Source organism: Mycobacterium cajalii (genome assembly GCF_045809005.2).
GTDB lineage: Bacteria > Actinomycetota > Actinomycetes > Mycobacteriales > Mycobacteriaceae > Mycobacterium.
The window spans coordinates 4265369-4291729 of record NZ_CM141436.1 but is presented as its reverse complement, the minus strand read 5'-3'; the positions used below and the strand labels follow the sequence as shown (position 1 = coordinate 4291729).

The 26361-nt window shown below is 69.3% G+C and carries 27 protein-coding genes and 5 pseudogenes; 24 read left to right on the top strand and 8 right to left on the bottom strand.

Going from position 1 to position 26361, the window contains the following annotated elements:
• The first annotated feature begins 3 nt into the window (after nucleotides 1-3).
• A complete protein-coding gene (locus ACJ512_RS20440) occupies nucleotides 4-528 on the top strand; it encodes an MTB12 family secreted protein (protein ID WP_407688502.1) in 525 nt (174 codons plus the stop codon).
• Nucleotides 525-1076 carry an MTB12 family secreted protein gene (locus ACJ512_RS20435; RefSeq protein ID WP_407688503.1) on the top strand — a complete coding sequence of 184 codons (552 nt, stop codon included), beginning with the start codon at nucleotides 525-527 and terminating at the stop codon, nucleotides 1074-1076. Before ACJ512_RS20440 ends, ACJ512_RS20435 begins: the two co-directional genes overlap by 4 nt.
• Here the strand turns inward: ACJ512_RS20435 and ACJ512_RS20430 are convergent.
• From ACJ512_RS20430 to ACJ512_RS20420, 3 genes and pseudogenes are all read right to left on the bottom strand, one after another.
• Nucleotides 1073-1934, bottom strand: a pseudogene (locus ACJ512_RS20430) (sigma-70 family RNA polymerase sigma factor). The gene ACJ512_RS20435 and the pseudogene ACJ512_RS20430 overlap by 4 nt on opposite strands.
• Nucleotides 1931-2224, bottom strand: a pseudogene (locus ACJ512_RS20425) (carboxymuconolactone decarboxylase family protein); the annotation flags it as partial. The pseudogenes ACJ512_RS20430 and ACJ512_RS20425, both read right to left, overlap by 4 nt.
• 28 nt (nucleotides 2225-2252) lie before the next feature.
• Nucleotides 2253-2552 (bottom strand): type II toxin-antitoxin system VapB family antitoxin, encoded by a 300-nt coding sequence (locus ACJ512_RS20420; RefSeq protein ID WP_144953935.1) that lies wholly within the window; start codon nucleotides 2550-2552, stop codon nucleotides 2253-2255.
• A 176-nt stretch (nucleotides 2553-2728) separates the two neighbouring features.
• Here ACJ512_RS20420 and hrcA point away from each other — a divergent pair, with 176 nt between their 5' ends.
• The 7 genes and pseudogenes from hrcA (at nucleotide 2729) to ybeY (ending at nucleotide 8595) form a co-directional block, all read left to right on the top strand.
• Complete coding sequence (gene hrcA / locus ACJ512_RS20415) at nucleotides 2729-3760, top strand: heat-inducible transcriptional repressor HrcA (RefSeq protein ID WP_407688504.1); 1032 nt, start codon at nucleotides 2729-2731, stop codon at nucleotides 3758-3760.
• Nucleotides 3761-3827: 67 nt separating this feature from the next.
• Nucleotides 3828-4982 (top strand): molecular chaperone DnaJ, encoded by a 1155-nt coding sequence (dnaJ, locus tag ACJ512_RS20410; RefSeq protein WP_407688505.1) that lies wholly within the window; start codon nucleotides 3828-3830, stop codon nucleotides 4980-4982.
• A gap of 27 nt (nucleotides 4983-5009) precedes the next feature.
• On the top strand, nucleotides 5010-5795 hold the full coding sequence (locus ACJ512_RS20405; RefSeq protein WP_407688506.1) for a 16S rRNA (uracil(1498)-N(3))-methyltransferase: 786 nt from the start codon (nucleotides 5010-5012) through the stop codon (nucleotides 5793-5795).
• 132 nt (nucleotides 5796-5927) lie between these two features.
• A pseudogene (locus ACJ512_RS20400) lies at nucleotides 5928-6638 on the top strand (PhoH family protein); the annotation flags it as partial.
• A pseudogene (locus ACJ512_RS20395) lies at nucleotides 6627-7403 on the top strand (PhoH family protein); the annotation flags it as partial. The pseudogenes ACJ512_RS20400 and ACJ512_RS20395, both read left to right, overlap by 12 nt.
• A gap of 312 nt (nucleotides 7404-7715) precedes the next feature.
• Nucleotides 7716-8054: pseudogene (locus ACJ512_RS20390) on the top strand (PhoH family protein); the annotation flags it as partial.
• Nucleotides 8055-8061: 7 nt separating this feature from the next.
• Entirely contained in the window at nucleotides 8062-8595 is a 534-nt protein-coding gene (gene ybeY / locus ACJ512_RS20385) for an rRNA maturation RNase YbeY (protein ID WP_407688507.1), read from the top strand.
• A gap of 12 nt (nucleotides 8596-8607) precedes the next feature.
• On the opposite strand, the gene ACJ512_RS20380 is transcribed toward ybeY, so the two are convergent.
• Entirely contained in the window at nucleotides 8608-9780 is a 1173-nt protein-coding gene (locus ACJ512_RS20380; RefSeq protein ID WP_407688508.1) for a cytochrome P450 family protein, read from the bottom strand.
• 211 nt (nucleotides 9781-9991) lie between these two features.
• Between ACJ512_RS20380 and ACJ512_RS20375 the strand changes: the two genes are divergently transcribed.
• Nucleotides 9992-11299, top strand: coding sequence for a hemolysin family protein (locus ACJ512_RS20375; protein ID WP_407688509.1), 1308 nt, complete (start codon nucleotides 9992-9994; stop codon nucleotides 11297-11299).
• Nucleotides 11300-11380: 81 nt separating this feature from the next.
• On the top strand, nucleotides 11381-12280 hold the full coding sequence (gene era / locus ACJ512_RS20370; protein ID WP_407688510.1) for a GTPase Era: 900 nt from the start codon (nucleotides 11381-11383) through the stop codon (nucleotides 12278-12280).
• Between the two features lie 71 nt (nucleotides 12281-12351).
• On the opposite strand, the gene ACJ512_RS20365 is transcribed toward era, so the two are convergent.
• A complete protein-coding gene (locus ACJ512_RS20365) occupies nucleotides 12352-13824 on the bottom strand; it encodes an amidase (RefSeq protein WP_407688511.1) in 1473 nt (490 codons plus the stop codon).
• Nucleotides 13825-13885: 61 nt separating this feature from the next.
• Between ACJ512_RS20365 and recO the strand changes: the two genes are divergently transcribed.
• From recO to ACJ512_RS20350, 3 genes are read left to right on the top strand one after another with little or no spacing between them, the layout of a single operon-like run.
• Nucleotides 13886-14683, top strand: coding sequence for a DNA repair protein RecO (gene recO / locus ACJ512_RS20360; protein ID WP_407688512.1), 798 nt, complete (start codon nucleotides 13886-13888; stop codon nucleotides 14681-14683).
• Nucleotides 14676-15569, top strand: a complete 894-nt coding sequence (locus tag ACJ512_RS20355; RefSeq protein WP_407688513.1) for a decaprenyl diphosphate synthase — start codon at nucleotides 14676-14678, stop codon at nucleotides 15567-15569. Before recO ends, ACJ512_RS20355 begins: the two co-directional genes overlap by 8 nt.
• Entirely contained in the window at nucleotides 15569-15997 is a 429-nt protein-coding gene (locus ACJ512_RS20350) for a hypothetical protein (RefSeq protein ID WP_407688514.1), read from the top strand. The genes ACJ512_RS20355 and ACJ512_RS20350 overlap by 1 nt, the downstream gene beginning before the upstream one ends.
• On the opposite strand, the gene ACJ512_RS20345 is transcribed toward ACJ512_RS20350, so the two are convergent.
• Together ACJ512_RS20345 and ACJ512_RS20340 are read right to left on the bottom strand one after the other, a co-directional pair.
• Entirely contained in the window at nucleotides 15994-16386 is a 393-nt protein-coding gene (locus tag ACJ512_RS20345; protein WP_407688515.1) for a Fur family transcriptional regulator, read from the bottom strand. The two genes, ACJ512_RS20350 and ACJ512_RS20345, sit on opposite strands and share 4 nt — an antisense overlap.
• Nucleotides 16383-16799 carry an ArsR/SmtB family transcription factor gene (locus ACJ512_RS20340; RefSeq protein ID WP_407688516.1) on the bottom strand — a complete coding sequence of 139 codons (417 nt, stop codon included), beginning with the start codon at nucleotides 16797-16799 and terminating at the stop codon, nucleotides 16383-16385. The genes ACJ512_RS20345 and ACJ512_RS20340 overlap by 4 nt, the downstream gene beginning before the upstream one ends.
• 199 nt (nucleotides 16800-16998) lie before the next feature.
• Here ACJ512_RS20340 and ACJ512_RS20335 point away from each other — a divergent pair, with 199 nt between their 5' ends.
• From ACJ512_RS20335 to ACJ512_RS20290, 10 genes are all read left to right on the top strand, one after another.
• Complete coding sequence (locus ACJ512_RS20335; protein ID WP_407688517.1) at nucleotides 16999-18384, top strand: glycine--tRNA ligase; 1386 nt, start codon at nucleotides 16999-17001, stop codon at nucleotides 18382-18384.
• Between the two features lie 460 nt (nucleotides 18385-18844).
• Nucleotides 18845-20014, top strand: coding sequence for a PPE family protein (locus ACJ512_RS20330; protein WP_407688518.1), 1170 nt, complete (start codon nucleotides 18845-18847; stop codon nucleotides 20012-20014).
• Between the two features lie 86 nt (nucleotides 20015-20100).
• Entirely contained in the window at nucleotides 20101-20397 is a 297-nt protein-coding gene (locus ACJ512_RS20325; protein WP_461479829.1) for a WXG100 family type VII secretion target, read from the top strand.
• A 34-nt stretch (nucleotides 20398-20431) separates the two neighbouring features.
• Nucleotides 20432-20716, top strand: coding sequence for a WXG100 family type VII secretion target (locus tag ACJ512_RS20320; protein WP_369738033.1), 285 nt, complete (start codon nucleotides 20432-20434; stop codon nucleotides 20714-20716).
• 241 nt (nucleotides 20717-20957) lie between these two features.
• The gene (locus ACJ512_RS20315) at nucleotides 20958-22163 is read left to right on the top strand and encodes a PPE family protein (RefSeq protein ID WP_407689797.1); all 1206 of its coding nucleotides are present in this window, start codon (nucleotides 20958-20960) and stop codon (nucleotides 22161-22163) included.
• An 86-nt stretch (nucleotides 22164-22249) separates the two neighbouring features.
• Complete coding sequence (locus tag ACJ512_RS20310) at nucleotides 22250-22546, top strand: WXG100 family type VII secretion target (protein WP_461479829.1); 297 nt, start codon at nucleotides 22250-22252, stop codon at nucleotides 22544-22546.
• 28 nt (nucleotides 22547-22574) lie between these two features.
• Nucleotides 22575-22859, top strand: coding sequence for a WXG100 family type VII secretion target (locus ACJ512_RS20305; protein WP_369738033.1), 285 nt, complete (start codon nucleotides 22575-22577; stop codon nucleotides 22857-22859).
• A gap of 296 nt (nucleotides 22860-23155) precedes the next feature.
• The gene (locus tag ACJ512_RS20300; RefSeq protein ID WP_407689850.1) at nucleotides 23156-23422 is read left to right on the top strand and encodes a hypothetical protein; all 267 of its coding nucleotides are present in this window, start codon (nucleotides 23156-23158) and stop codon (nucleotides 23420-23422) included.
• Nucleotides 23423-23549: 127 nt separating this feature from the next.
• Nucleotides 23550-23846, top strand: coding sequence for a WXG100 family type VII secretion target (locus tag ACJ512_RS20295; protein WP_461479828.1), 297 nt, complete (start codon nucleotides 23550-23552; stop codon nucleotides 23844-23846).
• A 34-nt stretch (nucleotides 23847-23880) separates the two neighbouring features.
• On the top strand, nucleotides 23881-24165 hold the full coding sequence (locus tag ACJ512_RS20290; protein ID WP_421530456.1) for a WXG100 family type VII secretion target: 285 nt from the start codon (nucleotides 23881-23883) through the stop codon (nucleotides 24163-24165).
• Between the two features lie 151 nt (nucleotides 24166-24316).
• Here the strand turns inward: ACJ512_RS20290 and ACJ512_RS20285 are convergent, their stop codons facing one another.
• On the bottom strand, nucleotides 24317-26317 hold the full coding sequence (locus ACJ512_RS20285; RefSeq protein ID WP_407689391.1) for a TPM domain-containing protein: 2001 nt from the start codon (nucleotides 26315-26317) through the stop codon (nucleotides 24317-24319).
• Between the last annotated feature and the right edge of the window lie 44 nt (nucleotides 26318-26361).

Sequence of the window (26361 nt, the reverse complement as noted above, 5' to 3'; positions counted from 1 at the left end):
ACCATGAAGACCTTCGCATCGATCACCACGGGCGCGGCGGCGCTGGGGGCATTTGCCGCCGCAGCCGTCGGCGTGACGTCCGTCGCGTCCGTTCCGGCCGCCGGCCCGGCCCAGGTGCAGCTCGCGGCGGTCGGCGCGCCGCTGCCGCAGGACCCGCCGGCCCCAGCTCAGGGCGCGACCGTCCCGACCGCCGCGCAGCTGACGGACGTGCTGAACAGCCTGGCCGACCCGAACGTCTCGTTCTCCGACAAGGGCAACCTGGTCCAGGGCGGGATCAGCGGCATGGAAGCCCACGTCGCCGACAAGAGACTGAAGAAGGCCGCCAAGAACGGTGACCTGCCCCTGTCGTTCAACGTGACCAACATCCGGCCGGCCGCGCCCGGTTCGGCCACGGCCGACGTGGCGGTGTCGGGCCCCAAGCTGACATCGCCGGTCAGCCAGAGCGTCACGTTCGTCAACCAGGGCGGCTGGGTGCTGTCGCGCTCCTCGGCGATGGAGTTGCTGCAGGCCGCCGGCCAGTCGTCATGACGTCACGTTCGGCTCCAGCGAAGGGAAAAACCGTGAAACGCGTTGCAACCGTGGCCGCTCTGGTCCTCATCGGCGGCGCAGCCGCGGGCATCGCTGCGACTTCCGCCGCACCGCAGGCCGACCTGGCGCAGGTGCGGCCTGCCGCGGTCGCCGCCCCGCTGCCCCAGAATCCCCCGTCGCCGGCGCCGGGCCAGAACCTGCCGACCGCGGAGCAGTTGTCGAACCTCTGCAACCAGGTCACCGATCCCGGCGTGTCCTACACGACCAAGAACGACCTGGTCGAGAACGGCATCAGTCCGGACGAAGGCCACGTCGCCGACCACGACCTGCGCAAGGCCTACCGGCACGGAAACTTCCCGGAGACGTTCACCGTCACCAACATCGCGCCGGCCGGCCCGAACATGGCCCAGGCCGACGTGGCCATCGCCGGCCCGAAGTTCGCCGGTCCGGTCACCAAGCACCTCGCGTTCGTCAACCAGAACGGCACCTGGATCATGCAGCACGACGCCGCGATCGCCCTGATACAGGCCGCGACGGCGACGGACTAACCGACCACGCCACTCACGTCGGTCCGCGCGACGCGCGCCGGGTCGGCCAGCACGTCGATCGCGGCGATCCGCCCGCCGCGCACCACGAACCCCATGGTCGCCGTCGCGCGGCCGGCGACGAACACGACCGCGCCCGCGGCGCCGTTGACTGCGGCGGCGCGCACCTCGCGCTCGGGTCCCGCGTAACCTCGCGCCTCCTCGGCGACCGGTGAGGCGCCTTCGGCGCGGACCGCTGCGGCGCCGGGACCGAAGTCGCCGCGCAGCACCACGTCGGGATGCAACACAGACACCAGCCGGCCCAGGTCGCCGGTCCGGCCCGCCGCGAAGAACGCGTCGACGACCTCGCGCTGCGCGACGATGTCGGCGTCGGGAACCGGGGCGGTCCGCTCGATGCGCCGGCGCGCCCGGCTGGCCAGCTTGCGGGTCGCCTCCGGCGTCCGTTCGACGATGGGCGCGATCCGGTCGAACGGGACGGCGAAGACGTCGTGCAGCACGAAGGCGAGGCGCTCGGCCGGTGGCAGCGTGTCCAGCACCACGAACAGCGCCATCCCGACCGCGTCGGCCAGCATCAGCGCATGCTCGGGATCGGATTCTCCGGGCGCGTCGACGATCGGGTCCGGCAGGAGCGCGACGGCTTCGTCGCGGGCCCGGCGGCCGCGCAGCGCGTTCAGGCAGATGCGGGCCACCACGGTGGTGAGCCAGGCTCGAGGTTGCGGATGCCCTCGGGATGCCGGCCCAGCCACGCCTCCTGCACGGCGTCCTGGGCGTCGTCGACGGAGCCGAGCATGCGATAGGCGATGGCGCTCAGCCGCGGCCGGGCCCCTCGAAACGCGCCGTCAGCGATGCCTCGGCGGTCACGGCCCGGCACCGTCGGGCAGCGCGCAGACCCGGTTGCCGCAGAACCCGGACGACTCGATGCCGAGCGCGACGTTGAAGCGGGCGCGCAGGTTGCCCAGCGTGACGACGTGGGTGAGTGCGACCAGCTGGGCGGTGTCGAAATGCGCGCGCAGCGCCTCGAACAGCCCGTCGCCCACCTCGACCGGCGTGCGGCTGATGGCGGTGGCGTACTGCAGGATCAGCCTGTCGACATCGGAGAAGCACGAAGCGGTCCGATAATCGGACAGGGCCAGCAGCTCTTCGTCCGTGATCGGCGGCGCCCGACCGTGACCGGTTCGCTCAGCGCAGGTCCATGTCGAACACCCGGGCGTGCAGCACCGTGCGGTTGCGCAGCGCGGCGCGCACCGCGCGGTGCAGGCCGTCCTCGAGGTAGGTGATCCCCTTCCAGCGCACCGCGTGCGGGAAAAGGTCCCCGTAAAAGGTGGAGTCCTCGGAGAGCAGCCGGTCGAGCGCGAGCACCGTCGTCGTGGTGACCAATTCGTCCAGCCGGATCTGCTGCGGCGGTATGCGGGACCAGTCTTTGTACGACAGCCCGTGCTCGGGATAGGGCTTACCTTCCCGCACGCCTTTGAAGATCATGGGTCGACCATCGGCGATTCCGGCCCTGTCGAATCGCGCGAGCCCGACGCAACCATGCTCGATAGGCTAGCCGGAAAAGCCCTTCCCGGCGTCGACGCTCCCCGCTGCTGCCGGTCAGCGCATATCGGGGCCCGTAAAATAAAGCCGGTCAGCAGGCGTCAGGGAGGTGAGAAGCGATGGGTAGCGCCGACGAACGTCGTTTTGAGGTGCTGCGGGCCATCGTCGCCGACTTCGTCGCCACCAAGGAACCGATCGGTTCCAAGTCCCTGGTCGAGCGTCACAACCTGGGGGTGTCGTCGGCGACGATCCGCAACGACATGGCGGTGCTGGAGGCCGAGGGCTACATCGTGCAACCCCACACCAGCTCGGGGCGGGTGCCCACCGAGCAGGGCTACCGCGAGTTCGTCGACCGGCTCGACGACGTCAAGCCGCTGTCGGGACCCGAGCGGCGCGCGATCCAGGGCTTCCTCGAGTCCGGTGTGGACCTCGACGACGTGCTGCGCCGTGCGGTGCGGCTGCTGGCGCAGCTGACCCGCCAGGTGGCCGTGGTGCAGTACCCGACGCTGTCGTCGTCGACCGTGCGTCACCTGGAAGTGATCGCCGTGACCCCGGCCCGGCTGCTGATGGTCGTCATCACCGACTCCGGCCGGGTGGACCAGCGCATCGTCGAGCTCGGCGACGTCATCGACGACCATCAGCTCGCCCAGTTGCGCGACATGCTCGGCCAGGCGCTGATCGGCAAGAAGCTGTCGGCGGCCTCGGTCGCGGTGGCCGACCTCGCCGGGCAGCTGCGCGGAACCGACGGCCTGAGCGACGCCGTCGGCCGCTCGGCCACGGTGCTGCTGGAGTCGCTGGTCGAGCACACCGAGGAGCGCCTGGTGATGGGCGGCACCGCCAACCTGACCCGCAACGCCGCGGATTTCGGCGGCTCGCTGCGCTCCATCCTCGAGGCGCTCGAGGAGCAGGTGGTGGTGCTGCGGCTGCTGGCGGCCCAGCAGGAGGCCGGCAAGGTCACCGTGCGCATCGGTCACGAGACGGCCGTCGAGCAGATGATGGGCACCTCGGTGGTGACCACCGCCTACGGCACCTCCGACACCGTTTACGGCGGAATGGGTGTGCTGGGGCCCACCCGAATGGACTATCCGGGAACTATTGCCAGTGTTGCCGCGGTTGCTCTCTACATCGGCGAAGTGCTGGGTGGCCGGTGAACGTTCACCCGCATGATGCTCAGGCTTGCGCAGGCGCGGCGAAAAACCAGGTATAGGAGACTCAAGCGTGGCACGCGACTATTACGGGCTGCTCGGTGTGAGCAAGAACGCCAGCGATGCGGACATCAAACGCGCCTATCGCAAACTGGCGCGCGAACTGCATCCGGACGTCAACCCCGACGAGGCCGCGCAGGCGAAATTCCAGGAGATCAGCGCCGCCTACGAGGTGCTGAGCGACCCGGAGAAACGCCGGATCGTCGACCTCGGCGGGGACCCGCTGGAAAACGCTGCGGCGGGCGCCGGAGGTTTCGGCGGTTTCGGCAACCTGGGCGACGTGTTCGAGGCCTTCTTCGGCGGCGGCTTCAACGGCGGCGGGACGTCGCGGGGCCCCATCGGACGGGTCCGGCCCGGCTCGGACTCGCTGCTGCGGATGCGCCTCGACCTCGAGGAGTGCGCCACCGGCGTCACCAAACAGGTCACCGTCGACACCGCGGTGCTGTGCGACCGCTGCCAGGGCAAGGGCACCAACGGCGACTCCGCCCCGGTCCCGTGCGACACCTGCGGCGGTCGCGGGGAGGTCCAGACGGTGCAGCGTTCGCTGCTGGGCCAGGTGATGACTTCACGGCCCTGTCCCACCTGCCGCGGGGTCGGCGTGACCATCCCCGACCCGTGCCATCAGTGCATGGGCGACGGCCGGGTGCGGGCGCGCCGGGAGATCAGCGTCAAGATCCCCGCCGGCGTCGGCGAGGGCATGCGGGTGCGGCTCGCCGCGCAGGGTGAGGTCGGTCCCGGCGGCGGGCCGGCCGGCGACCTGTACGTCGAGGTGCACGAGCAGACCCACGACATCTTCGTCCGCGACGGCGACGACCTGCACTGCACGGTTTCGGTGCCGATGGTGGACGCGGCGCTGGGCGTCACGGTCACCGTCGACGCCATCCTGGACGGGATGAGCGAGATCACGATCCCGCCCGGCACGCAGCCGGGCACGATCATCACGCTGCGCGGACATGGGATGCCGCACCTGCGCTCGGGCGTCCGGGGCAACCTGCTCGTCCACGTCGAGGTGGTGGTCCCCACCCGGCTGGACCACCAGGACACCGAACTGCTGCGCGAGCTGAAGAACCGCCGCGGCCGCGACGTGGCCGAGGTCCGCTCCTCGCACCACGCCGGCAACGGCGGCGGGCTGTTCAGCCGGCTGCGCGAGACCTTCACCGGTCGCTGACCGGGGGGACGTCAGGGCTATCCCGAGATGGTGGCGACGCTGTTCTACGTCGACGCGCTGCCCGATGCCGGCGGGCTGGCCGTCGTCGACGGCGACGAAGGGTTTCACGCGGCGACCGTGCGCCGGATCCGGCCCGGCGAGCAGCTGGTGCTCGGGGACGGCGCCGGGGGCCTGGCCCGCTGCGAGGTCGAACACGCGGGTCGCGACGGACTGCGCGCGCGGGTGCTGGGGCGGTGGAGCGTCGCGCCCGGGCGGCCCCGGGTCACGGTCGTGCAGGCGCTGCCCAAGTCCGAGCGCTCGGAGCTGGCAATCGAACTGGCCACCGAAGCCGGCGCCGACGCGTTCGTCGCCTGGCAGGCGGACCGGTGCGTGGCCACCTGGCAAGGCGCGCGCGTCGACAAGGGGCTGCGCCGGTGGCGCGCCGTCGCCCGGTCGGCGGCCCGCCAATCCCGCCGCGCGCACATCCCGCCCGTCGAGGGCGTGCTGTCCACCGCGGCGCTCACCGAGCGGGTCCGCGCGGAGGTGGCCGCCGGCGTGGCAGTGCTGGCGTTGCACGAGGCGGCCACCGTTCGTCTGGTGGATACCTCTGTCGCGCAAGTAAATTCGGTTCTGTTGCTGGTCGGCCCGGAGGGCGGCATCGCGCCGCAGGAGATCGCCGCGCTGACCGGCGCGGGCGCGGTGGCGGTGCGCCTCGGTCCGCAGGTGTTGCGGACGTCGAGCGCGGCGGCGGTGGCGCTGGGCGCCCTGGGCGTGCTCACCGGGCGATGGGACCCGGGCGCCGACTGCGAAATCGGCGACGCGACGCGCCGCTGACGCGTCCCCGGGTGCGCGTCGGTGCCAGACCGCGCCGCAAATGCGCGCTTGGGAGGGGGTCGTGACCGGCGGTAGACTGGCGATCTGGAACGTGATCCCGGCAAACACCGGAAGGCAGGCATCGGAAACCACGTGACACCCCGTGAGACCAGCGTTGATGACGCGTTACCGGCTTCTGCCCAGGTTGATAGCAGCATCGACGTTCCGCCCGATCTCATCGTGGGACTGTTGGGTTCGGCCGACGAGAACCTGCGCGCCCTCGAACGCACGCTCAACGCGAACCTGCATGTGCGCGGCAACACCGTCACGTTGTCCGGCGACCCGGGCGACGTCGCGCTCGCCGAGCGGGTGCTCTCCGAGCTGGTCGCCATCGTGGCCGGCGGCCAGCCGTTGACCCCGGAGGTGGTGCGCCACAGCGTCGCCATGCTGGTCGGTGCCGGCAACGAGTCGCCGGCCGAGGTCCTCAGCCTGGACATCCTGTCGCGGCGCGGCAAGACGATCCGGCCCAAGACGCTGAACCAGAAGCGTTACGTCGACGCCATCGACGCCAACACCATCGTCTTCGGCGTCGGGCCCGCCGGCACCGGCAAGACCTACCTGGCCATGGCCAAGGCCGTCCGCACCCTGCAGACCAAGCAGGTGACCCGCATCATCTTGACCCGGCCCGCGGTGGAAGCCGGTGAGCGCCTTGGCTTTCTGCCGGGCACGCTGAGCGAGAAGATCGACCCGTATCTGCGGCCGCTCTACGACGCGCTCTACGACATGATGGACCCCGAGCTGATCCCGAAGCTGATGTCCGCCGGCGTGATCGAGGTGGCGCCGCTGGCGTACATGCGGGGGCGAGCTCAACCCCTGTTCACCAAGGTCTTGACGCCAACCGGGTTCCGTCCGATCGGTGAGTTGCAGGTGGGGGAATTCGTCATCGGGTCCGATGGGCTTCCGACCGAGGTTCTGGGCGTATATCCACAGGGCTTCAAGGAGATCTACCGGGTTTTCACGCAGGACGGTTCATCGACACTGGCCTCCGGTGACCACCTTTGGTCGGTGTACACCCGCGACGATCGGCGGCGGCACAAGCCGCCGCGCGTGCTGCAAACCAAGGAGATGGTCGGCAACCTCCGCGCGGCGCACTACCACCGCTACGAACTGCCTCTGCTGAGCGCGCCAGTGCGCTTCGCGGCCCGCCCCATGCCGCTGGATCCTTACGCCCTCGGCCTGCTCCTGGGCGACGGGTGCCTAACATGCGCCACCACACCGAGTTTCGCGACCACCGACCCCGAGCTTGGGGAAACACCGGGAAATCTCATCCCCGGGATTGAGGCTCGCCGCACGTCGGACGTTGACTATGCGCTCAACCGCGTCACTCGTCCGGGCGAAGTCATCACCCGGGAGAACCCGGTGACTGGCGCGCTGCGTCAGCTCGGGCTGGCGGGCACGCGCTCGAACACCAAGTTCATCCCCGCGGACTACCTGTGGAACACCCCCGAGGTGCGGTTGGCCGTGCTGCAGGGCCTGCTGGACTCTGACGGTGGCCCGGTCACCCGGCGCGGACGCAGTTGCCGTGTCCAGTTCTGCACGACGTCGAGCCGATTGCGCGACGACGTGGTGCTTTTGGTGCAATCGCTGGGCGGCGTCGTCTACTGGCGTACCAGGCCCGCCGACGGACGAAAGCCGGGACGTGCGCGCGGCAGGGACGTGCATTACCGCTTCGATGCCTATGTTCTCGACATCCGTCTGCCCGCCGGTTTGGCGCCGTTCCGGTTGGCTCGCACGGCCGAAAAGTACGACGAGACGGGCGGCGGACGGCCGATTCGCTTCATCGACCGCATCGAGTCCGCGGGGACCGAGGAGGCGGTATGCATTCAGGTCGCCGCCGCCGATTCGCTCTACGTCACCGAAGACTTCCTGTTGACCCACAACACCCTGAACGACGCGTTCATCGTCCTCGACGAGGCGCAGAACACCACCGCCGAGCAGATGAAGATGTTCCTCACCCGGCTCGGGTTCGGATCCAAGATCGTCGTCACCGGCGACATCACCCAGATCGACCTGCCGGGCGGCGCCAAGTCGGGCCTGCGGTCGGCGATGGAGATCCTCGACAGCGTCGACGACATCCACATCGCGGAGCTGACGAGCGCTGACGTGGTGCGCCACCGGCTCGTCTCGGAGATCGTGGACGCCTATGCGAGGTTCGAACAGCCCGGGCTGACGATGAATCGGGCGGCTCGCCGGTCGTCGGGTTCGCGCGGTCGCCGATAGTGGTCCCATGAGCATCGAAGTCTCCAACGAGTCCGGCATCGACGTCTCCGAGGCGGAACTGGTCAGCGTCGCACGGTTCGTCCTGGCGAAGATGGACGTCAACCCCGGCGCCGAGCTCTCGATGGTGCTGCTGGACACCGCCGCCATGGCCGACCTGCACATGCGGTGGATGGATCTGCCCGGCCCGACCGACGTGATGAGCTTCCCGATGGACGAGCTCGAGCCCGGCGGCCGGCCCGATGCCCCCGAACCGGGGCCGGCCATGCTCGGCGACATCGTGCTGTGCCCGGAGTTCGCCGCCGAGCAGGCCGCCGCGGCGGACCACAGCCTCGGCCACGAGCTGGCGTTGCTGACCATCCACGGGGTGCTGCACCTGCTCGGCTACGACCACGGCGAGCCGGACGAGGAGAAGGAGATGTTCGCCCTTCAGGACCGCTTGCTCGAAGAGTGGGTCGCGGAGCAGGTGGAGGCCTACCGCCAAGACCTGCAGGGTGAGAGAGACCAGCGGTTGCTCGACAAGTCGAGATACTTCGACAACTGAGCCGGCCGCGGCTCAGCGGGGTGGGCCCCACCGCAGCGGCAGACTGCTCGGCATGACCGCGCCCCCCGCAGTGAACGTGAAGGCCGGCGTGAAATCGGGCTCCAACTCGAAATCCGGTACGGCATCGAGGAACCCGCTGATGATCACGGCCAGCTCCAGGCGGGCCAGGGCTTTGCCCAGGCAACGATGGACTCCCGCCGCGAAGCTCCGGTGACGCTTGGGCCGGATTTTGCCATCGTCGGTCAGGGTCACCGACGACTGGTCGTCGGCCTCGAGGTTCGTCGTCGCCAGGCACAGGACCACCACCGAGCCCGCCGGTATCGTGACCCCGGCGAGCGTCACCTGTCGCGCGGTGAAGCGCCCGATGAAGGGGAAAGGCGTCTCGAGCCGCAGCAGCTCTTCGATGAACGCCCCGATCTGATCGGGGTGGTCGCGCAGCGAGCGACGAAGCCGCCGGTCGCGCGCCAGGTGCAGCAGCGCCGACCCGATGGCTGCCTGGATGGCGTCCTGGGCGGAGCACAGCAGGGCGTAGAACCCGATCACCTCGTTCTCGGTGAGCGGGTCGGCGCCGGTGAGCAGCTGCGAGGCAAGCGCCGGCCGCTCGTCGCCCGTGATGGCCTCGACGAGGTAGGCGAACAGCCCGGAAGCGTGGGGTGACCCGGGCGTGTCCCAGTTGACGTCCTCCGCCCATGCGGCCAGCTTGTCCCGGTCGCCCGGCGGGAGCCCGCACAGCGCCGTCAACACGCCGAAGGGGAACGGAACGGCGACGTCGGCGATCGCGTCGCACCCACCGCGGGGCACCAACGCGTCGATGAGCGCCGACGCCTGCTCCCGCAGCGCGGGCAGCAGCGCATCCACCGCGCGCGGGGTGAAAAAAGGCTGCAGAATCCGGCGGAAGCGCGAGTGCTCGGGCGGATCGTAGGCAAGCGGGACCGGGGTCGGCAGCGTTTTCATCCCGGCACCGGGCACCGGGAGCGGCTGCCTGCGTGAGGTGAAGGTGGCGTAGTCGCCGAGTGCCGCCAGCACGTCTTCGCGGCGCGTCAACAGGTAGTAGCCGCCCATTCCGACGAACACGCCCTCGGACTGCAGCGCGCGCCAGTAGTCCTTGGGATCGTCCGCGATCACGATCCGATCGGCATCGGCGAACGGCGGCAGCGGTGGGGGGAAGTCGCTCGCCTGACCCACCGCCGGGTGGTGCGACCGACTGCACACGGGCCCAGAGCATAGAGCTCAATTCTTGGGTATTGCTGGCAAGTTGTTGGGTGTTCTCGGCCGGTTTGGGAGCCGGCCGAGGCGCCCGCGCAGGCGTTGAGCGTCGGGGCGACCGGCGTGGCGGGGCGGTATGTCAAAATGTCCGCATGGCAGGAAGTTTGCCGGACATTGCGGCCTTCGACCTTTGACCGGACTGAATGAGTTGCTCGGCGCGATCGCGCTGATCGCCCTGGGCGGACTCTTTGCGGCGATCGACGCCGCCATCGGCACGGTGTCGCTGGCCCGCGTTCAGGAGCTGGTGCGCGAGGAGCTGCCCGGTGCGGTGGCATTGTCCCGGGTGATGGCCGAGCGGCCGCGCTACATCAACCTGATGGTGCTGCTGCGGATCACCTGCGAGATCACCGCGACCGCGTTGCTGGTGGTGTTCTTCCGGCACGCCCTGAGCCTGGACGGCGGGCTGTTCGTCGCCGCGATCATCATGGTCGTGGTCAGCTTCGTCGTCATCGGGGTTGGCCCGCGCACGCTCGGGCGCCAGCACGCCTACTCGATCTCGCTGGCGACGGCCGTTCCGCTGCAGGTGATTTCGTGGTTGCTGATGCCGATCAGCCGATTGCTGGTCGTGCTGGGTAACGCACTCACGCCGGGCCGTGGGCTGCGCAACGGGCCGTTCGCGTCCGAGATCGAGTTGCGCGAGGTCGTCGATCTGGCCCAGCAGCGCGGCGTCGTCGCCGCCGACGAGCGCCGGATGATCCAGTCGGTGTTCGAACTCGGCGACACCCCTGCCCGCGAGGTGATGGTGCCGCGCACCGAGATGATCTGGATCGAAAGCGACAAGCTGGCCAGCCAGGCGATCAACCTGGCCGTCCGCAGCGGCCATTCCCGGATCCCGGTGATCGGCGAGAACGTCGACGACATCGTCGGGGTGGTGTATCTGAAAGACCTTGTCCAGCATACTTTCCTGTCGGAAGACGGCGGCCGGGACACCACCGTGGCGCAGGTGATGCGCCCGGCGGTGTTCGTGCCGGACTCCAAGCCGCTCGACGCGCTGCTGCGGGACATGCAGCGCGACCGCAACCACATGGCCCTGCTGGTCGACGAGTACGGGGCGATCGCCGGCCTGGTCAGCATCGAAGACGTGCTCGAGGAAATCGTCGGCGAGATCGCCGACGAGTACGACCAGGCGGAGACGGCGCCGATCGAGGACCTGGGCGACAGGCGTTTCCGCGTGTCGGCCCGGCTGCCGATCGAGGACGTCGGGGAGTTGTACGGGGTGGAGTTCGACGACGACCTCGACGTCGACACCGTGGGCGGACTGCTGGCCCTGGAACTGGGCCGGGTCCCGCTGCCGGGCGCCGAGGTGGTGTCGCACGGCCTGCGCCTGCACGCCGAGGGCGGTGTCGACCATCGCGGCCGGGTGCGGATCGGCACCGTCCTGCTGAGCCCGGCCGAGCCCGACCGGTCCGACCGCGCGGAAGCCGGCCGGCATGGGTGAGCGGTCCGGCGCCGAGCGTGTGCTCACGGCGGGAATTTCCGCCGTCTGTCGCCCTGGACGCACGTTCGGCGAAAGGCTGTCATGACGGAATTCCGTTCGGGCTTCGTGTGTTTGATCGGCCGGCCCAACACCGGCAAGTCGACGCTGACCAACGCGCTGGTGGGTGCCAAGGTGGCGATCACATCCATGCGGCCGCAGACCACCCGGCACACCATTCGCGGGATCGTGCACCGGGCGGACTTCCAGATCATCCTGGTCGACACGCCGGGCCTGCACCGGCCGCGCACCCTGCTGGGCAAGCGGCTCAACGACCTGGTCCGCGACACCTACGCCGAAGTCGACGTGATCGGGCTGTGCATCCCGGCCGACGAGGCGATCGGCCCCGGCGACCGGTGGATCGTCGAGCAGGTCCGCGCGGTCGCGCCGACGACCACCGTCGTCGGGATCGTCACCAAGATCGACAAGGTACCCAAGGACCGGCTGGCCGCGCAGCTGGTCGCGGTCAGCGAACTCGTCGGCCCGTCGGCCGAGATCGTGCCGGTGTCGGCGGTCAGCGGGGAACAGGTCGACGTGCTGGTCGACGTCCTGGCCGTGGCCCTGCCGCCGGGCCCGGCGTACTACCCCGACGGCGAGCTGACCGACGAGCCGGAGGAGGTCCTGATGGCCGAGCTCATCCGCGAAGCGGCCCTCGAGGGGGTGCGCGACGAACTCCCGCATTCGCTTGCCGTGGTGATCGACGAGGTCAACCCGCGCGAGGGTCGCGACGACCTGATCGACGTGCACGCCATCCTCTACGTCGAGCGGTCCAGCCAGAAGGGGATCGTCATCGGCAAGGGCGGGGCCCGGCTGCGGGAGGTGGGCACCGCGGCGCGCACCCAGATCGAAAAGCTGCTGGGCACCAAGGTCTATCTCGACCTGCGGGTCAAGATCGCCAAGAACTGGCAGAGCGACCCCAAACAGCTTGGCCGGCTTGGCTTCTAGAGCGTCGTTTTCTCCCGCCCGTAGCGGGTAGGCCGTGTGGACCTGCGCAGTCCCGAGGCTGCCGTGTCGCCTCAGCGCGCAGCGTCCGCGCCGGCGTTCCACCACACCTGCGGCTGCTTGCTCGCCCAGCCGCAGACGGCTTCGAGTTCCGCGGCCAGCGAGACCAGCATGGGTTCGCTGTCCGCCGGGCCCATCAGCTGCACCCCGATCGGCAGGCCGTCGGAGGTGAACCCCGCCGGCACGTTGATCGACGGCCAGCCCAGCACGTTCCACGGCCACGTCACCGGGCACGCGCGGATCATGGTGCGGTCGAGGCGGTAGCTGCCCAGCCGGTCGAACGCGTGCACCGGGGGAGGGGGCTGCGCGGTGGTCGGTGCCAGCACCACGTCGACGATGTCGAAGACCGAGCCGACGCGGCGCTGGGCGGCTGCCTCGTGGCGGCGGGCGCTGCGCAGCGTCGCCTGCCCCAGCACGTGGCCGGTGCGCAGATTGGCCACGGTGCGCGGATCGAAGGTGACGCCGTCGCCCAGGCGCTCCTCCCACTCGCGCAGGCCCGCGGTGGACCGGACCAGGAAGTCCCACGACAACCGCAGGCCGTAGTCGGGGTTGCCGGGCACGACGGTGTGGCCGAGCAGTTGCAGTTGCTTGGCCACGGCGCGCGTCGCGGCCGCGATCTCCGGGTGCAGTTTGGCGCGAAAACCGGTGAACGGGAAGCGGGTTGACAGCGCGATGGTCAGCGGTCCGGGGGCTTTGCCGACGTAGTCGGAAACCCGGACCGGGCGCGGCCTGTGCCGCTCGGCTTCGACGTTGCCGGACGCGGCGTCGAGGACCAGGGCCGCATCGGCCACCGTGCGGGCCAGCACGCCGTTGACCGTGATGCCGTTGAACGCCTCCGACAGCGGCCAGGTGGAGATGCGGCCCCGCTGCGGCTTGATGCCCACCAGGTGCGTCCACGCGGCCGGGATGCGGATGCTGCCGGCACCGTCGGAGCCGATGGCGGCGGTGACCAGGCCCGCGGCCACCGCGGCCGCGCTGCCGCCCGACGACCCGCCGGGGGTGTGCCGCCGCGACCACGGGTTGCGGGTGTGCCCGAAGCCGGGCCCGCTGGTGAACGGCCATTGGCCCAGTTCGCAGGTGTTGGTCTTGCCGACGATCACCGCGCCGGCGGCCTTCAGGCGCCGAACCACCTCGGCGTCCTGGGTGGCGGGACTGACATAGCCGTCGGTCCCGTACGCGGTGGGCACTCCAGCAACGTCGACGTCGTCCTTGACCGCGATCGGGACGCCGAGCAACGGGGCGGTGTCGCCGGCGGCCCGGCGGCGGTCGGCCTCGGCCGCGTCGGCCAGCGCCGACTCGGTGAGCACCACCCGGAAGGCGTTCAGCGTGGACTGGCTGACATTGATGGCGTGCAGGGAACGGCGCACCAACGTGTCCGACGTCACCGAGCGGCTGGCGAGCTGATAGAGCAGGTCAGTCAGCGTGGGCAGGCGCTGGCTGCCGGAACCGGGAACGGATCCGGAAGTGGACCCACGAGCGCCAACCACGGGGTACGAGACTATCGGCGCGGATACCCGCGATGTCGCGGCGGGGTGCAAAACTGTTGTAATGCGGCTGTATCGAGACCGGGCGGTTGTACTGCGCCAGCACAAGCTCGGCGAGGCCGACCGGATCGTCACCCTGCTGACCCGCGAGCACGGACTGGTCCGCGCGGTGGCCAAGGGCGTGCGCCGCACCCGCAGCAAATTCGGGGCGCGGCTGGAGCCCTTCGCGCACATCGACGTCCAACTGCACCCGGGCCGGAACCTGGACATCGTGACCCAGGTGGTCTCGATCGACTCGTTCGCCACCGACATCGTCAACGACTACGGCCGGTACACCTGCGGGTGCGCGATGCTGGAAACCGCCGAACGCCTCGCCGGCGAGGAGCGGGCACCCGTCCCTGTCCTGCATCGGCTCACGGTGAGCGCGCTGCGGGCGGTGGCCGACGGGCACCGCCCCCGCGACCTGCTGTTGGACGCCTACCTGCTGCGTGCCATGGGCATCGCCGGATGGGCACCGGCGCTCAACGAGTGCGCCCGGTGCGCCACACCCGGGCCGCACCGGGCCTTTCACATCGCCGCCGGGGGCAGCGTCTGTCCGCACTGCCGCCCCGCCGGTTCCACCACCCCGCCCCCGGGGGTGCTGGACCTGATGTGTGCGTTGCACGATGGTGACTGGGAGGCCGCCCAGGAGGCGCCGCAGTCGCACCGCAGCCACGTCAGCGGGCTGGTGGCCGCACACCTGCAATGGCATCTGGAGCGGCAGCTCAAAACGCTGCCGCTGGTCGAGCGGACGTACCGGGCCGACCGCACGGTCGCCGACCTGCGCGCGGCACTCACCCGGCAGGACATGGCCTGTGGCTAAGAAGGCCGACCGCAAGCCGGCCCCCGCCGGCTTCCCGCAGCTGCCGCCCGCCCCCGACGACTACCCGGTCTTCCCCGACACCTCGACGTGGCCCGTCGAGTTCCCCGAGCTGCCACCCGCATCCGGCGGCGGCCCGCGCAGGCCGCCCCAGCACATTTCCAAGGCGGCCGCGCCGCGCATACCGGCCGACCGCCTGCCCAACCACGTCGCCATCGTGATGGACGGCAACGGCCGCTGGGCCACCCAGCGCGGGCTGCGCCGCACCGAAGGACACAAGATGGGCGAGGCGGTGGTGATCGACATCGCTTGTGGGGCAATTGAACTCGGCATTAAATGGCTCAGCCTTTACGCCTTTTCCACCGAGAACTGGAAGCGCTCGCCCGAGGAAGTCCGGTTCCTGATGGGTTTCAACCGCGACGTGGTGCGGCGGCGCCGCGAGAGCCTCAACGAGATGGGCGTCCGGATCCGGTGGGTGGGCTCGCGGCCGCGGTTGTGGCGCAGCGTCATCAACGAGCTGGCGATCGCCGAGGCGATGACGGACGGCAACGACGTGATCACCGTCAACTACTGCGTCAACTACGGTGGCCGCACCGAAATCGCGGAAGCCACAAGGGAAATCGCTCGCGAGGCCGCCGCGGGCCGGCTGAACCCGGATCGGATCACCGAGTCCACGATCGCCCGCCACCTGCAGCGGCCCGACATCCCCGACGTCGACCTGTTCCTGCGGACGTCGGGGGAGCAGCGGTCCAGCAACTTCATGCTGTGGCAGGCGGCCTACGCCGAGTACATCTTTTCCGACAAGCTGTGGCCCGACTACGACCGCCGCGACCTGTGGGCAGCTTGCGAGGAATATGCTTCCCGCAATCGACGATTCGGGAGTGCTTAGTGCCGTCACTGCAGGAGCGTCTGGCGTCGGTCCTGGTCGACGTCATGCCCGTCGACGAGGAGCCCGACGGTGCGCTGACGATCCGCCACGACGGCACGATCGCGTCGCTGCGGGTGGTCAACATCGCCGAGGGTCTGGACCTGGTGTCGCTCACCCAGGTCCTGGCGTGGGACCTGCCGCTCACCAAGAAGATCGCCGAGCAGGTGGCCCGGCAGGCGCGGGACAGCAACTTCGGCAGCGTGACGCTCGTGGAGAAGGTCAACAGCAAAGCGGTGCAGCGCAATTCCGGCAAGGGCTCGGCCAAGAGCGCCGACGTGATCATGCGGTACAACTTTCCCGGCGCCGGCCTGACCGACGACGCCCTGCGCACCCTGGTCCTGCTGGTGCTGGACACCGGGGCCGAGATGGCCCGCACACTGACGTCCTAGGACCTGCACTCCGAGCACAAACCGAAGATCTCGATGGTGTGGCTGACGTCGGAGAAGCCGTGCTTGGCGGCCACCTGCGCGGCCCACTCCTCGACCTCGTGGTCGCCCACCTCGATGGTGGAGCCGCAGTTGCGGCACACCAGATGGTGGTGATGGTGCTCCGAGCACCTGCGGTAGACGGACTCCCCGGTGTCGGTGCGCAGGGTGTCGACCATCCCCGCCGCCGCCATCGACTGCAGCGTCCGGTAGACGGTGGTCAGCCCGATGTTCTCGCCGCGGCGCCGTAGCTCGTCGTGCAGTTCCTGGGCCGAGCGGAATTCGTCGAGGGTCTCCAGCAGGGTGGAGATGGCCGCCCGTTGCCGGGTGGAGCGGACACTGGGTCCGGTCATGTGTCCTCGCCGGCGTGGGCGACGGCGTCGACGACGATGTGCGCCAGGTGGTGGTCGGCGAGCCGGTACATCACTTCGCGGCCCGAGCGCTCGCCGGTCACCACGCCCGCCGCCTTGAGGATCTTCAGGTGCTGGCTGACCAGCGGCTGCGGCACTCCCAGCGCGTCGACCAGCTCGTGGACGCAGCGCTGGGATTCGCGCAGCTGCAGCACGATGGCGATGCGCACCGGCGCGGCCAGCGCGCGCAGCAGTTCGCCGGCGGCGTCGAGGATCTCCCGCGGGGGCGGCACGGGATACCCGGCGAAGGCGGCGTGCCCGCCGGGGCCGTCCGGGCCGTGCTCGTGGGCGGCCACACCCAGGTCCGATCCCACGGCGCCGTCGGCCGCCGTCGGCGTGCGGGAGGACATCGCCATGGGGGAGTGATCACCTCGAGAAGTGCCGGGTTTCGGAACAGGCGACCGCGGGCTTCATCCAGCGGTTGCTTCCCACTGTCACATGCGTGATGACGCATGTCAAAGACCCCGGCGCTGATCGGTACCATGACGGAGGTTTGCATGCGGCGGCCCGTCTGCCGCACGTATCGGCTGATCTGGGAAGGGAGCGCACCACCCCGTGGCGTCCGTCATCGACACCGTAGTGAACCTGGCCAAGCGACGGGGTTTCGTGTATCCCTCCGGCGAGATCTACGGCGGCACCAGGTCGGCGTGGGACTACGGCCCCCTGGGGGTGGAACTCAAAGAGAACATCAAGCGGCAGTGGTGGCACTCGGTGATCACCGGCCGCGACGACGTCGTGGGGATCGATTCGTCGATCATCCTGCCCCGGCAGGTGTGGGTGGCCTCCGGGCATGTCGAGGTGTTCCATGATCCGTTGGTCGAATGCCTGAACTGTCACCACCGGCATCGCCAGGACCACATGCAGGAGGCGTACGCGGCGAAGAAGGGGATCGCCGACCCCGATTCGGTGCCGATGCGCGAGATCGTCTGCCCCGACTGCGGCACCAAGGGCCAGTGGACCGAGCCGCGCGAGTTCAACATGATGCTCAAGACCCATCTCGGACCGATCGAAACCGAGGAGGGGCTGCACTACCTGCGCCCCGAGACCGCACAGGGCATCTTCGTCAACTTCGCCAACGTGGTCACGACGGCCCGCAAGAAGCCGCCGTTCGGCATCGGCCAGATCGGCAAGAGCTTCCGCAACGAGATCACCCCGGGCAACTTCATCTTCCGCACCCGCGAGTTCGAGCAGATGGAGATGGAGTTCTTCGTCGAGCCACAGACTGCGAAGGACTGGCATCAGTATTGGATCGATACCCGGCTGCAGTGGTACGTCGACCTGGGTATCGATCCGCAGAACCTGCGATTGTTTGAACACCCCGCCGAAAAGCTGTCGCACTACTCGGACCGCACCGTCGATATCGAGTACAAATTCGGCTTCGCCGGGAATGCCTGGGGCGAGCTGGAAGGCATCGCCAACCGCACCGACTTCGACTTGTCTACGCACGCGAAACATTCCGGCGCGGACCTGTCCTTCTACGACCAGGCCACCGACACCCGGTACATGCCGTATGTCATCGAACCGGCGGCGGGCCTGACCCGGTCGTTCATGGCGTTTCTGGTCGACGCCTACAGCGAGGACGAGGCTCCGAATGCGAAGGGCGGGATGGACAAGCGCACGGTGCTTCGGCTGGATCCGCGGTTGGCGCCGGTCAAGGTCGCGGTGTTGCCGCTGTCCAGGCACGCCGACTTGAGCCCCAGGGCCGCGGCCTTGGCCGCCGAGTTGCGGAGATGCTGGAACGTCGACTTCGACGACGCGGGCGCGATCGGGCGGCGCTACCGCCGCCAGGACGAGGTGGGGACGCCGTTCTGCGTGACGGTGGATTTCGACTCGCTCGAGGACAACGCCGTCACGGTGCGCGAGCGTGACGCCATGACGCAGGAGCGGGTGGCGATGGACGGCGTCGCCGGTTATCTGGCGCCGCGGCTCAGGGGTTGCTAGCAGCTTCCGGCCGCGGTAGGTCCCGTCGAACGGACGTGATCGCCGAATTGAACGAGCTATTTTTTCGTCAGGAATTAGCAGCTGTGCTCGAAATTGCCCGGTCGGACCGTTTCGGCGTGTGCGCTGAATTCCATCGATGATCCCACCCGCATTATTTTCATCTTTGTCCGGCCCCGCCGCGGGTACGATACTCGAGAGGTATAGCCCGTCTCCGGCGACCGGTGTGGTCGGCGCGGGGGCGACCGATGCGGGGGATCCGCTGAGCGCAACCGTCTTTTGATCGGTTCCAGTTTCGCATTTTTGATCGGCTCCAGTTATTACATTTTCGGACCGATTCAAGTTTAGGTGGAAGTGGAGCTTATTCGCACCTGGTGCTTTACGATCCGGGAGTGGCTTTTGTTGATGGTTCGGATCCGTATTGGTCTGGCCTTTTGACGCGGCTGGCTGGGTGGGGGTTGTGATGTCACTGGAGTTTCCGTGGTTGCCGCCGGAGATCAACTCGGCATTGATGTTTTCCGGAGCGGGGTCTGGGCCCCTGTTCACGGCCGCGGCGGCTTGGGGCGGCTTGGCCTCGGAGCTGTCGGGTGCGGCGTCGTCGTTCCAGTCGGTGGTTTCCGGGCTGACTGGCGGGGGGTGGTTGGGTCCCGCGTCGGTCTCGATGGCCGCGGCGGCGGCGCCCTATGTGGGGTGGCTGAGCGCTGCCGCGGGCCAGGCCGAAGCGGCGGCCGCTCAGGCGGCGGCGTCCGCTACGGCTTACGAGGCGGCGCGGTCGGCGACGGTGGCGCCGGCGGCGGTGACCGCGAATCGTGCACAGCTGATGGCGCTGGTTGCGACGAACTTCCTGGGGCAGAACACGCCCGCGATCTTCGAGACCGAGTTCCAGTACGTGGAGATGTGGGCGCAGGACGTGGCCGCCATGTTCGGTTACCACGGAGCGGCGACCGTGGCGGCGGCATCGTTGCCGGCGTTCGGCCTGCCGCCGCTGAGTTTGGCGGGCCTTGGGGGCTTGCTGTCGGCGCCGATCGCGGCGTTGGCGTCGTCGGTTGGCGCCGCATTGCTGGCACCGGTGGAGGTGGCGATGGCGCCCGCGGTGACGTCGGTAACGGCGGTGGTGTCCCAGTTGCCGCTTCAATCGATCATGCAGATGGCCCCGATGTTGATGTATCCGGCGAGCATGATGATGTCGCCGCTGATGATGGCGTTGCAGTCCGGGATGCACCCGGCTGCCGGTCTGGCCAGCGCGACCGGGCCGCTGGCGGGAAGTCCCAAGTTTGTCGGCGACGTGACCCCCAAGGGGCTGGGCGGCGGCGCTGGGGTGGGTGGCCTGGGCGCGGCGTCGGCGGGGCTGGGCAAGGCCCGGTTGGTGGGGGCGATGTCGGTGCCCCCGACGTGGCAGGGGTCGTCGCCGGCCCGCATGGTCAGCGCGGCGATGTCCGGCCTGGGCGCCGAAGTGCCCCCCGGTGCGGTCGGCGGGCCCACCGGGGGAGGCGGCATGCCGTTCATGCCGATGCCGATGGGCGGCATGGGTGCCGCCGGCGGGATGCCCGGCGGGATGTTCGGGCGCGGCGGGGCCAGTCCCAATGCGCCACAGTCGCGGCCCAGCGTGATTCCGCGGGTCGGGATCGGATAAGGGTGCAGGCCGGAATTGGTTTAGCTGCCGCATAAAGGGTGTGGCAGTACGTGACAGGAAACGAATTATGTGAAAGGAGCTGAGTGATGGCCACTCGGTTTATGACGGATCCGCACTCGATGCGGGCGATGGCGGGTCGTTTCGAGGTGCACGCGCAGACGGTGGAGGACGAGGCTCGCAAGATGTGGGCGTCGTCGATGAACATCGCCGGTGCGGGCTGGAGCGGCCAGGCGCAGGCCACCTCGTACGACACCATGGGTCAGATGAATCAGGCGTTCCGCAACATCGTGAACATGCTGCACGGGGTGCGTGACGGGTTGGTCCGCGACGCGAACAACTACGAGCAGCAAGAGCAGGCCTCGCAGCAGATCCTGGGCAGCTAGCCCTCGATCCCTCATACTTCAAAGGAGATAAGCAATGAGCATTAACTACCAGTTCGGGGATGTGGACGCCCACGGTGCGCTGATCCGGGCGCAGGCCGCGTCGTTGGAGGCCGAGCACCAGGCCATCGTTCGCGATGTGCTGGCTGCGGGTGACTTCTGGGGCGGTTCGGGTTCGGTGGCCTGCCAGGAGTTCATCACCCAGTTGGGTCGCAACTTCCAGGTGATCTACGAGCAGGCCAACGCCCACGGGCAGAAGGTGCAGAGCGCCGGCAGCAACATGGCCAGCACCGACTCGGCCGTCGGCTCCAGCTGGGCTTGACCTTTTGCCGAGGGGTGTGGGCGGCCACCCGCACCCCTCGACATACCCGCGCATCGACGCGCGCAGGGCGACGAAAGCCCCCCTGGTACGAGTTTGCTGGTGGCGGTGACGCGTCTGAGGGTTTGGTAAAAGGGCGAGATTTTGGCGGTGATGTCCCTTACTCTCTAGCCGTGGTCTATGTTGGTGTTCGAGTTGCGAATTTGTCGGTACGGTTCATGCGGCTAGCTGGGTGGGGGTTGTGATGTTTCCAACGTTTCCGTGGATGCCGCCGGAGATTAACTCGGCGTTGATGTATGCGGGCGCGGGGTCGGGGCCCCTGTTCACTGCCGCCTCGGCATGGAACAGCCTGGCCGCGGACCTGTCGGGCGCGGCGTCGTCGTTCAACTCGGTGGTCACCGGGTTGTCCAACGGGGCATGGACGGGTCCGGCGTCGATGTCGATGGCCGCCGCGGCGGTGCCCTACGTGGGCTGGCTGAACGCGGCCGCCACGCAGGCCGAAGCGGCGGGTGCGCAGGCGGTGGCTGCCGCCACCGGTTTCGAGACCGCGCGGGCGCTGACGGTGCCGCCGGCGGCCGTGACGGCGAACCGGGTTCAGCTTGCGACGCTGGTCGCGACGAACTTCCTGGGGCAGAACACGCCGGCGATCTTCGCCACCGAGTTCGAGTACATGGAGATGTGGGCCCAGGACGTGGCCGCCATGTTCGGCTACCACGGTGCGGCGACCGCGGCGGCGGCCATGCTGCCCGCGTTCAACATGCCGCCGACTCTGCTGGCCGGCCTGTCCAGCCTCGGCGGGCTGCTGTCGGCCCCGCTGTCCGGGGTCTCCGGGCTGGGTACGACGGCGATGAGCGCCATCAGCGCGCCGGTGAACGCCGTGATGTCGACTGGATTGCTTGCGCCGGTGACGAGTGCCTTCTCGACGCTGGCGGCGAACCCGTCGTTGATGTCGGTGGCCGAGATGGGCATGTACCCGGCCAGCATGATGATGTCGCCGATCATGATGGCGGCCCAGGCCGGGATGCGCGGCGGAGCCGGGGCCGGGATGGCGGCGGGTTCCGGCGCAGCATTGGCGGACGCGCCCAAGTTCGTCGGCGACGTGGCCCCCAAGGGCCTGGGCGGCGCGGGCATGGGCGGCCTGGGTGCGGCGTCGGCCGGTCTGGGCAAGGCTCGTTTGGTGGGGGCGATGTCGGTGCCCCCGACGTGGCAGGGGTCGTCGCCGGCCCGCATGGTCAGCGCGGCGATGTCCGGCGTGGGCGCCGAGGTGCCCGCCGCGGCGGGCATGCCGGCCGGGCCCGGTGGCGGCATGCCCATGATGCCGATGCCGATGGGTGGCATGGGTGGCGCCGCGGGCGGCATGCCCGGCGGCATGCTGGGGCGCGGCGGGGCCAGCCCGAACCACGTGGTCCAGTCCCGGCCGAGCGTCGTCCCGCGCACCGGGGTCGGATAAACCGCAGATTTGGCTGCCGTGGCGTGCCCGGAGGTGTGGCGCGGTGCGGCGTGTGAGTGAACTGTTGACGTGAAAGGAACGGTGTGATGGCTACACGTTTTATGACGGATCCGCACTCGATGCGGGCAATGGCGGGTCGTTTCGAGGTGCACGCGCAGACGGTGGAGGACGAGGCTCGCAAGATGTGGGCGTCGTCGATGAACATCGCCGGTGCGGGCTGGAGCGGCCAGGCGCAGGCCACCTCGTACGACACGATGGGTCAGATGAATCAGGCGTTCCGCAACATCGTGAACATGCTGCACGGGGTGCGTGACGGGTTGGTCCGCGACGCGAACAACTACGAGCAGCAAGAGCAGGCTTCCCAGCAGATCCTGGGCAGCTAGGGCTTGCGGGCGTTAGGAGGGTAGTGCGATGTCGATCAACTACCAGTTCGGCGATGTTGACGCCCACGGTGCGCTGATCCGGGCGCAGGCCGCGTCGTTGGAGGCCGAGCACCAGGCCATCGTCCGCGATGTGCTGGCTGCGGGTGACTTCTGGGGCGGTTCGGGTTCGGTGGCCTGCCAGGAGTTCATCACCCAGTTGGGTCGCAACTTCCAGGTGATCTACGAGCAGGCCAACGCCCACGGGCAGAAGGTGCAGAGCGCCGGCAGCAACATGGCCAGCACCGACTCGGCCGTCGGCTCCAGCTGGGCCTGACCATGAGCCACAAGGCGCGGGCAACACTTCGGCAACGGGGTGTTGCCCGCGCCTTTGGCCTGTGCGGGGCGCTCGCGCGCGCCGGTGCGACGACGGGCTCGCATCCGTCTCCGCGAGCGAAATCCGGCAATCACGGATATTGTCCTGAGAATTGACTTAAGATTCTCGCAGAGCTCGGTGGCGGGTCGCCGCCGAGTCCGCGAGTTCGAACGGCTCTGAAAGGAGGCACCGTGCTTCTGCCTCTGGGTCCGCCCTTGCCGGACGATTCGGTGTCGGCGAAGCGGGGCGAGTCGGGCATGCTCGGCGGCCTGTCGGTTCCGCTCAACTGGGGTGTGGCCGTTCCGCCGGATGACTATGACCATTGGGCGCCGCCGGAGCCGGAGGAGGGCGTCGCCGCCCCCGAGAAGCCGGTCGAGGAGCCGGTGCCCGGTGCGATCACCACCGAGACGACGGACGAATGGGACGAATGGGCCCAATGGAGTGAATGGCAGGGCGAAGCCGAACCCCGCTTCGACGTACCACGGACCAGCGGTGTGATACCGCATTCCCCGGCGGCCGGTTAACGGGAAAGGGGGAAGGAAGACTGTCGGTGTCTCATCGCTGATCGGCGGCTCCGGATCCCCCGTAGCCGCCGACAACAAAGCTAAATGACGAGTTCAAGTAACCAAACCCAGTAAGGAGACAGGCAACATGCCAACACGTTTTATGACTGACCCGCACGAGATGCGGGCGATGGCGGGTCGTTTCGAGGTGCACGCGCAGACGGTGGAGGACGAGGCTCGCAAGATGTGGGCGTCGTCGATGAACATCGCCGGTGCGGGCTGGAGCGGCCAGGCGCAGGCCACCTCGTACGACACGATGGGTCAGATGAATCAGGCGTTCCGCAACATCGTGAACATGCTGCACGGGGTGCGTGACGGGTTGGTCCGCGACGCGAACAACTACGAGCAGCAAGAGCAGGCCTCGCAGCAGATCCTGGGCAGCTAGCCCTCGATCCCTCATACTTCAAAGGAGATAAGCAATGAGCATTAACTACTCGTTCGGGGATGTGGACGCTCACGGCGCCACGATTCGCGCGCAGGCCGCGTCGTTGGAGGCCGAGCACCAGGCCATCGTTCGCGATGTGCTGGCTGCGGGTGACTTCTGGGGCGGTTCGGGTTCGGTGGCCTGCCAGGAGTTCATCACCCAGTTGGGTCGCAACTTCCAGGTGATCTACGAGCAGGCCAACGCCCACGGGCAGAAGGTGCAGAGCGCCGGCAGCAACATGGCCAGCACCGACTCGGCCGTCGGCTCCAGCTGGGCCTGAGTTAGCCAACGGTTCGGCGCGGGCGCGCCGCTATCCGGTACGCCCGCTCCGACCACTGCTTCACCGCCGCCCCCGCGCTCCCAGAGCGCGGGGGCGGTGTCTTTCCCGCTCGTGTTTTCGGGTCGAGGCGTCGATGCCGGGCCACGACGACCTAGAACCGGCCGCCACCGCCCATGAAGTCGCCGTCGGAAGAGCCGCCCCCAGAGCCCCAGGTCGAGCCCGGCGCGCCGCCGAACGACGTGGGGCTCCAGCCGCCGAAGCCGCCCCGCATGCCTCCGCTGAGCAGGTCCCCGATGATGATCCCGCCCAGCATGGCGCCCATGTCGCTGCCGCCGCGACCGGTGTAGGCGTGCTGAGCCGACTGCAGGTCGGCGTTGGCCAGGGCCTGCGCGTTGGCGGCCAGCGCCGACGCCGCATTGGCGTGCGCGATCGCCCCGGACGGGTCGGCCGTGCCCTCGTCGCGCGCTGCCTGCAGGTGCCGCTTGGCTTCGGCCAGCCGGGTGCGGGCCTCGGGCCCGACGCTGCCCCGGCGGGTGTCCACGTACTCCGACACCGCCCGCACCCGCGACTCCGCGGTGAACATCGCCTGCTCGAGCGAGCGGGCGAGCCGTTGGGCGTTGGCCTGCTCTTCGGCCACGGTGTCCACGAGTGCGTTGAGGTCGGCGTCGGCCTTGGACAGCCGGGCGAAGGCGCCCAGCGGGTCCGCCGAGCCGGCGCCGCGGGCGTTGTCGAGGGCCTCGGTGGCCGCGTCACGTGCGGCCACCAGGGCGCCGGTGTGGGGCGATCTCGCGCTCTGGGTCTTCTGCAGCTGCTCGCCGGCGCGCTGGATGCTCGCCTGGATGTCGGCGATAGCCGACGGCAGTTCCTCGATCGCGTGCCGGATGTCGTTTTCGGCGCCGTCCACCGCGTCGAGCAGCGCGCGGGCCTGCCCGAGCGCCGACTCGGCGGCACGGACCGCGTCCACCAGAGCGGTCTGCTGCCCGGTGAGCGCCCGGGCGGCCGATTCGCGGGCCGCGCCGATGTTGCGGTCGGCGAACGCCAGCCGCTCCTTGGCCGCCCCGACGTTGCCGGACACCGAAGTCAGTGCCGCGGGGTCGAATTCGTTGTGCAGCTCGGCCAGCCGCCGTTCGGCCGGAGCAACGCGGGCGGTGAGTTCGACGTAGCGCTGCGTCAGCCCGTCCAGCCGCGCGGGCGCGTTGATCACCAGGTCGCGCAGCTTCTCGAATTCTTCGCTTTGCGATCCGAGTTCGCGGTCGGCGCGCGCCGCCGCCACGATGACCCGGGTGAGCAGCTCGCGGCGCTGCTCCGGTGTCTCCGGCGTGGCGTCGTCGAGCTGTTGGCGCACGGTGAACGCCTGAGACAGCGCCGTTTTGGCATTGTCCACCGCCCGGGTGAAGGGTTTGGTCCGCTCGGCGCCGAATTCCTCGATCGCCAGGGCGAGTTCGTTGGAGCTGGTTCGCAGCGCGTTGTCGACGTCGACCACCATCGAGCGGGACAGGTCGTCGAGGGCCTCGAGCGGGACCGCGGCCAGCGCGTCGGCGTCGGTGGGATCCACCCGCCGGGCCGCGGCCAACTCCGCGGTGCGGCGGCGCCGGCGGCGGACCCGCGTGACGATCAGCAGGATCGTCACGGCGCCGCCGATGACGGCCAGCCCCACCAGCAGGACCACCGGTCCCGACGACGTCGACTTCGCGTCGAGCCCGTCGGCCGCCGCGACGGCGGCGCCGCTCCAGTCGTTGCCGTGCAACGCTGGTTCGATCTTGTCGCGCCGCAGGGCGTCGACCTGCTTCGCGTCGACGCTCTTGATGGTGGAGGGCACCAGGAAGGCGTAGGCGCGGCTGTTGGTCGCCACGGCCAGCAGGGCGTCGTGGTCGCCCAGGTCGCTGAGGCGGTAGGTGCGCCGCCCCCAGTCCGACGCGCCCTGCCCGGAGAAGTCGTCGACGTAGACCACCCACAGCCGGACACGGCGAGCGGAGTAGAGCTTGTCGACGGCCGACGTCACCGCGGCGCGACCGGACGCCGACAGCGCTCCCGCTTCGTCGGTGACGTAGCCCGCCAGGCGTTGCGGTGGTTGCGCGGTGGCAGGGGGTGCCAGCAGTAACCCGGCGCCGAGGATCGTCAGGATCGCGCCGAGCACGCGAACGGAGCGCATACGTCAATGTAGCCCGGGCCCGAGCACGAGTGCCCGGGCAAAGG

Bases quoted from the DNA above. Each gene is read 5' to 3' on its own strand.
- ACJ512_RS20440 (WP_407688502.1), top strand. From the start codon at position 4: ATGAAGACCTTCGCATCGATCACCACGGGCGCGGCGGCGCTGGGGGCA.
- ACJ512_RS20435 (WP_407688503.1), top strand. From the start codon at position 525: ATGACGTCACGTTCGGCTCCAGCGAAGGGAAAAACCGTGAAACGCGTT.
- ACJ512_RS20420 (WP_144953935.1), bottom strand. From the start codon at position 2,552: ATGATCTTCAAAGGCGTGCGGGAAGGTAAGCCCTATCCCGAGCACGGG.
- hrcA (WP_407688504.1), top strand. From the start codon at position 2,729: ATGGGTAGCGCCGACGAACGTCGTTTTGAGGTGCTGCGGGCCATCGTC.
- ACJ512_RS20405 (WP_407688506.1), top strand. From the start codon at position 5,010: ATGGTGGCGACGCTGTTCTACGTCGACGCGCTGCCCGATGCCGGCGGG.
- ybeY (WP_407688507.1), top strand. From the start codon at position 8,062: ATGAGCATCGAAGTCTCCAACGAGTCCGGCATCGACGTCTCCGAGGCG.
- era (WP_407688510.1), top strand. From the start codon at position 11,381: ATGACGGAATTCCGTTCGGGCTTCGTGTGTTTGATCGGCCGGCCCAAC.
- recO (WP_407688512.1), top strand. From the start codon at position 13,886: ATGCGGCTGTATCGAGACCGGGCGGTTGTACTGCGCCAGCACAAGCTC.
- ACJ512_RS20345 (WP_407688515.1), bottom strand. From the start codon at position 16,386: ATGACCGGACCCAGTGTCCGCTCCACCCGGCAACGGGCGGCCATCTCC.
- ACJ512_RS20340 (WP_407688516.1), bottom strand. From the start codon at position 16,799: ATGGCGATGTCCTCCCGCACGCCGACGGCGGCCGACGGCGCCGTGGGA.
- ACJ512_RS20330 (WP_407688518.1), top strand. From the start codon at position 18,845: ATGTCACTGGAGTTTCCGTGGTTGCCGCCGGAGATCAACTCGGCATTG.
- ACJ512_RS20325 (WP_461479829.1), top strand. From the start codon at position 20,101: ATGGCCACTCGGTTTATGACGGATCCGCACTCGATGCGGGCGATGGCG.
- ACJ512_RS20320 (WP_369738033.1), top strand. From the start codon at position 20,432: ATGAGCATTAACTACCAGTTCGGGGATGTGGACGCCCACGGTGCGCTG.
- ACJ512_RS20315 (WP_407689797.1), top strand. From the start codon at position 20,958: ATGTTTCCAACGTTTCCGTGGATGCCGCCGGAGATTAACTCGGCGTTG.
- ACJ512_RS20310 (WP_461479829.1), top strand. From the start codon at position 22,250: ATGGCTACACGTTTTATGACGGATCCGCACTCGATGCGGGCAATGGCG.
- ACJ512_RS20305 (WP_369738033.1), top strand. From the start codon at position 22,575: ATGTCGATCAACTACCAGTTCGGCGATGTTGACGCCCACGGTGCGCTG.
- ACJ512_RS20300 (WP_407689850.1), top strand. From the start codon at position 23,156: ATGCTCGGCGGCCTGTCGGTTCCGCTCAACTGGGGTGTGGCCGTTCCG.
- ACJ512_RS20295 (WP_461479828.1), top strand. From the start codon at position 23,550: ATGCCAACACGTTTTATGACTGACCCGCACGAGATGCGGGCGATGGCG.
- ACJ512_RS20290 (WP_421530456.1), top strand. From the start codon at position 23,881: ATGAGCATTAACTACTCGTTCGGGGATGTGGACGCTCACGGCGCCACG.
- ACJ512_RS20285 (WP_407689391.1), bottom strand. From the start codon at position 26,317: ATGCGCTCCGTTCGCGTGCTCGGCGCGATCCTGACGATCCTCGGCGCC.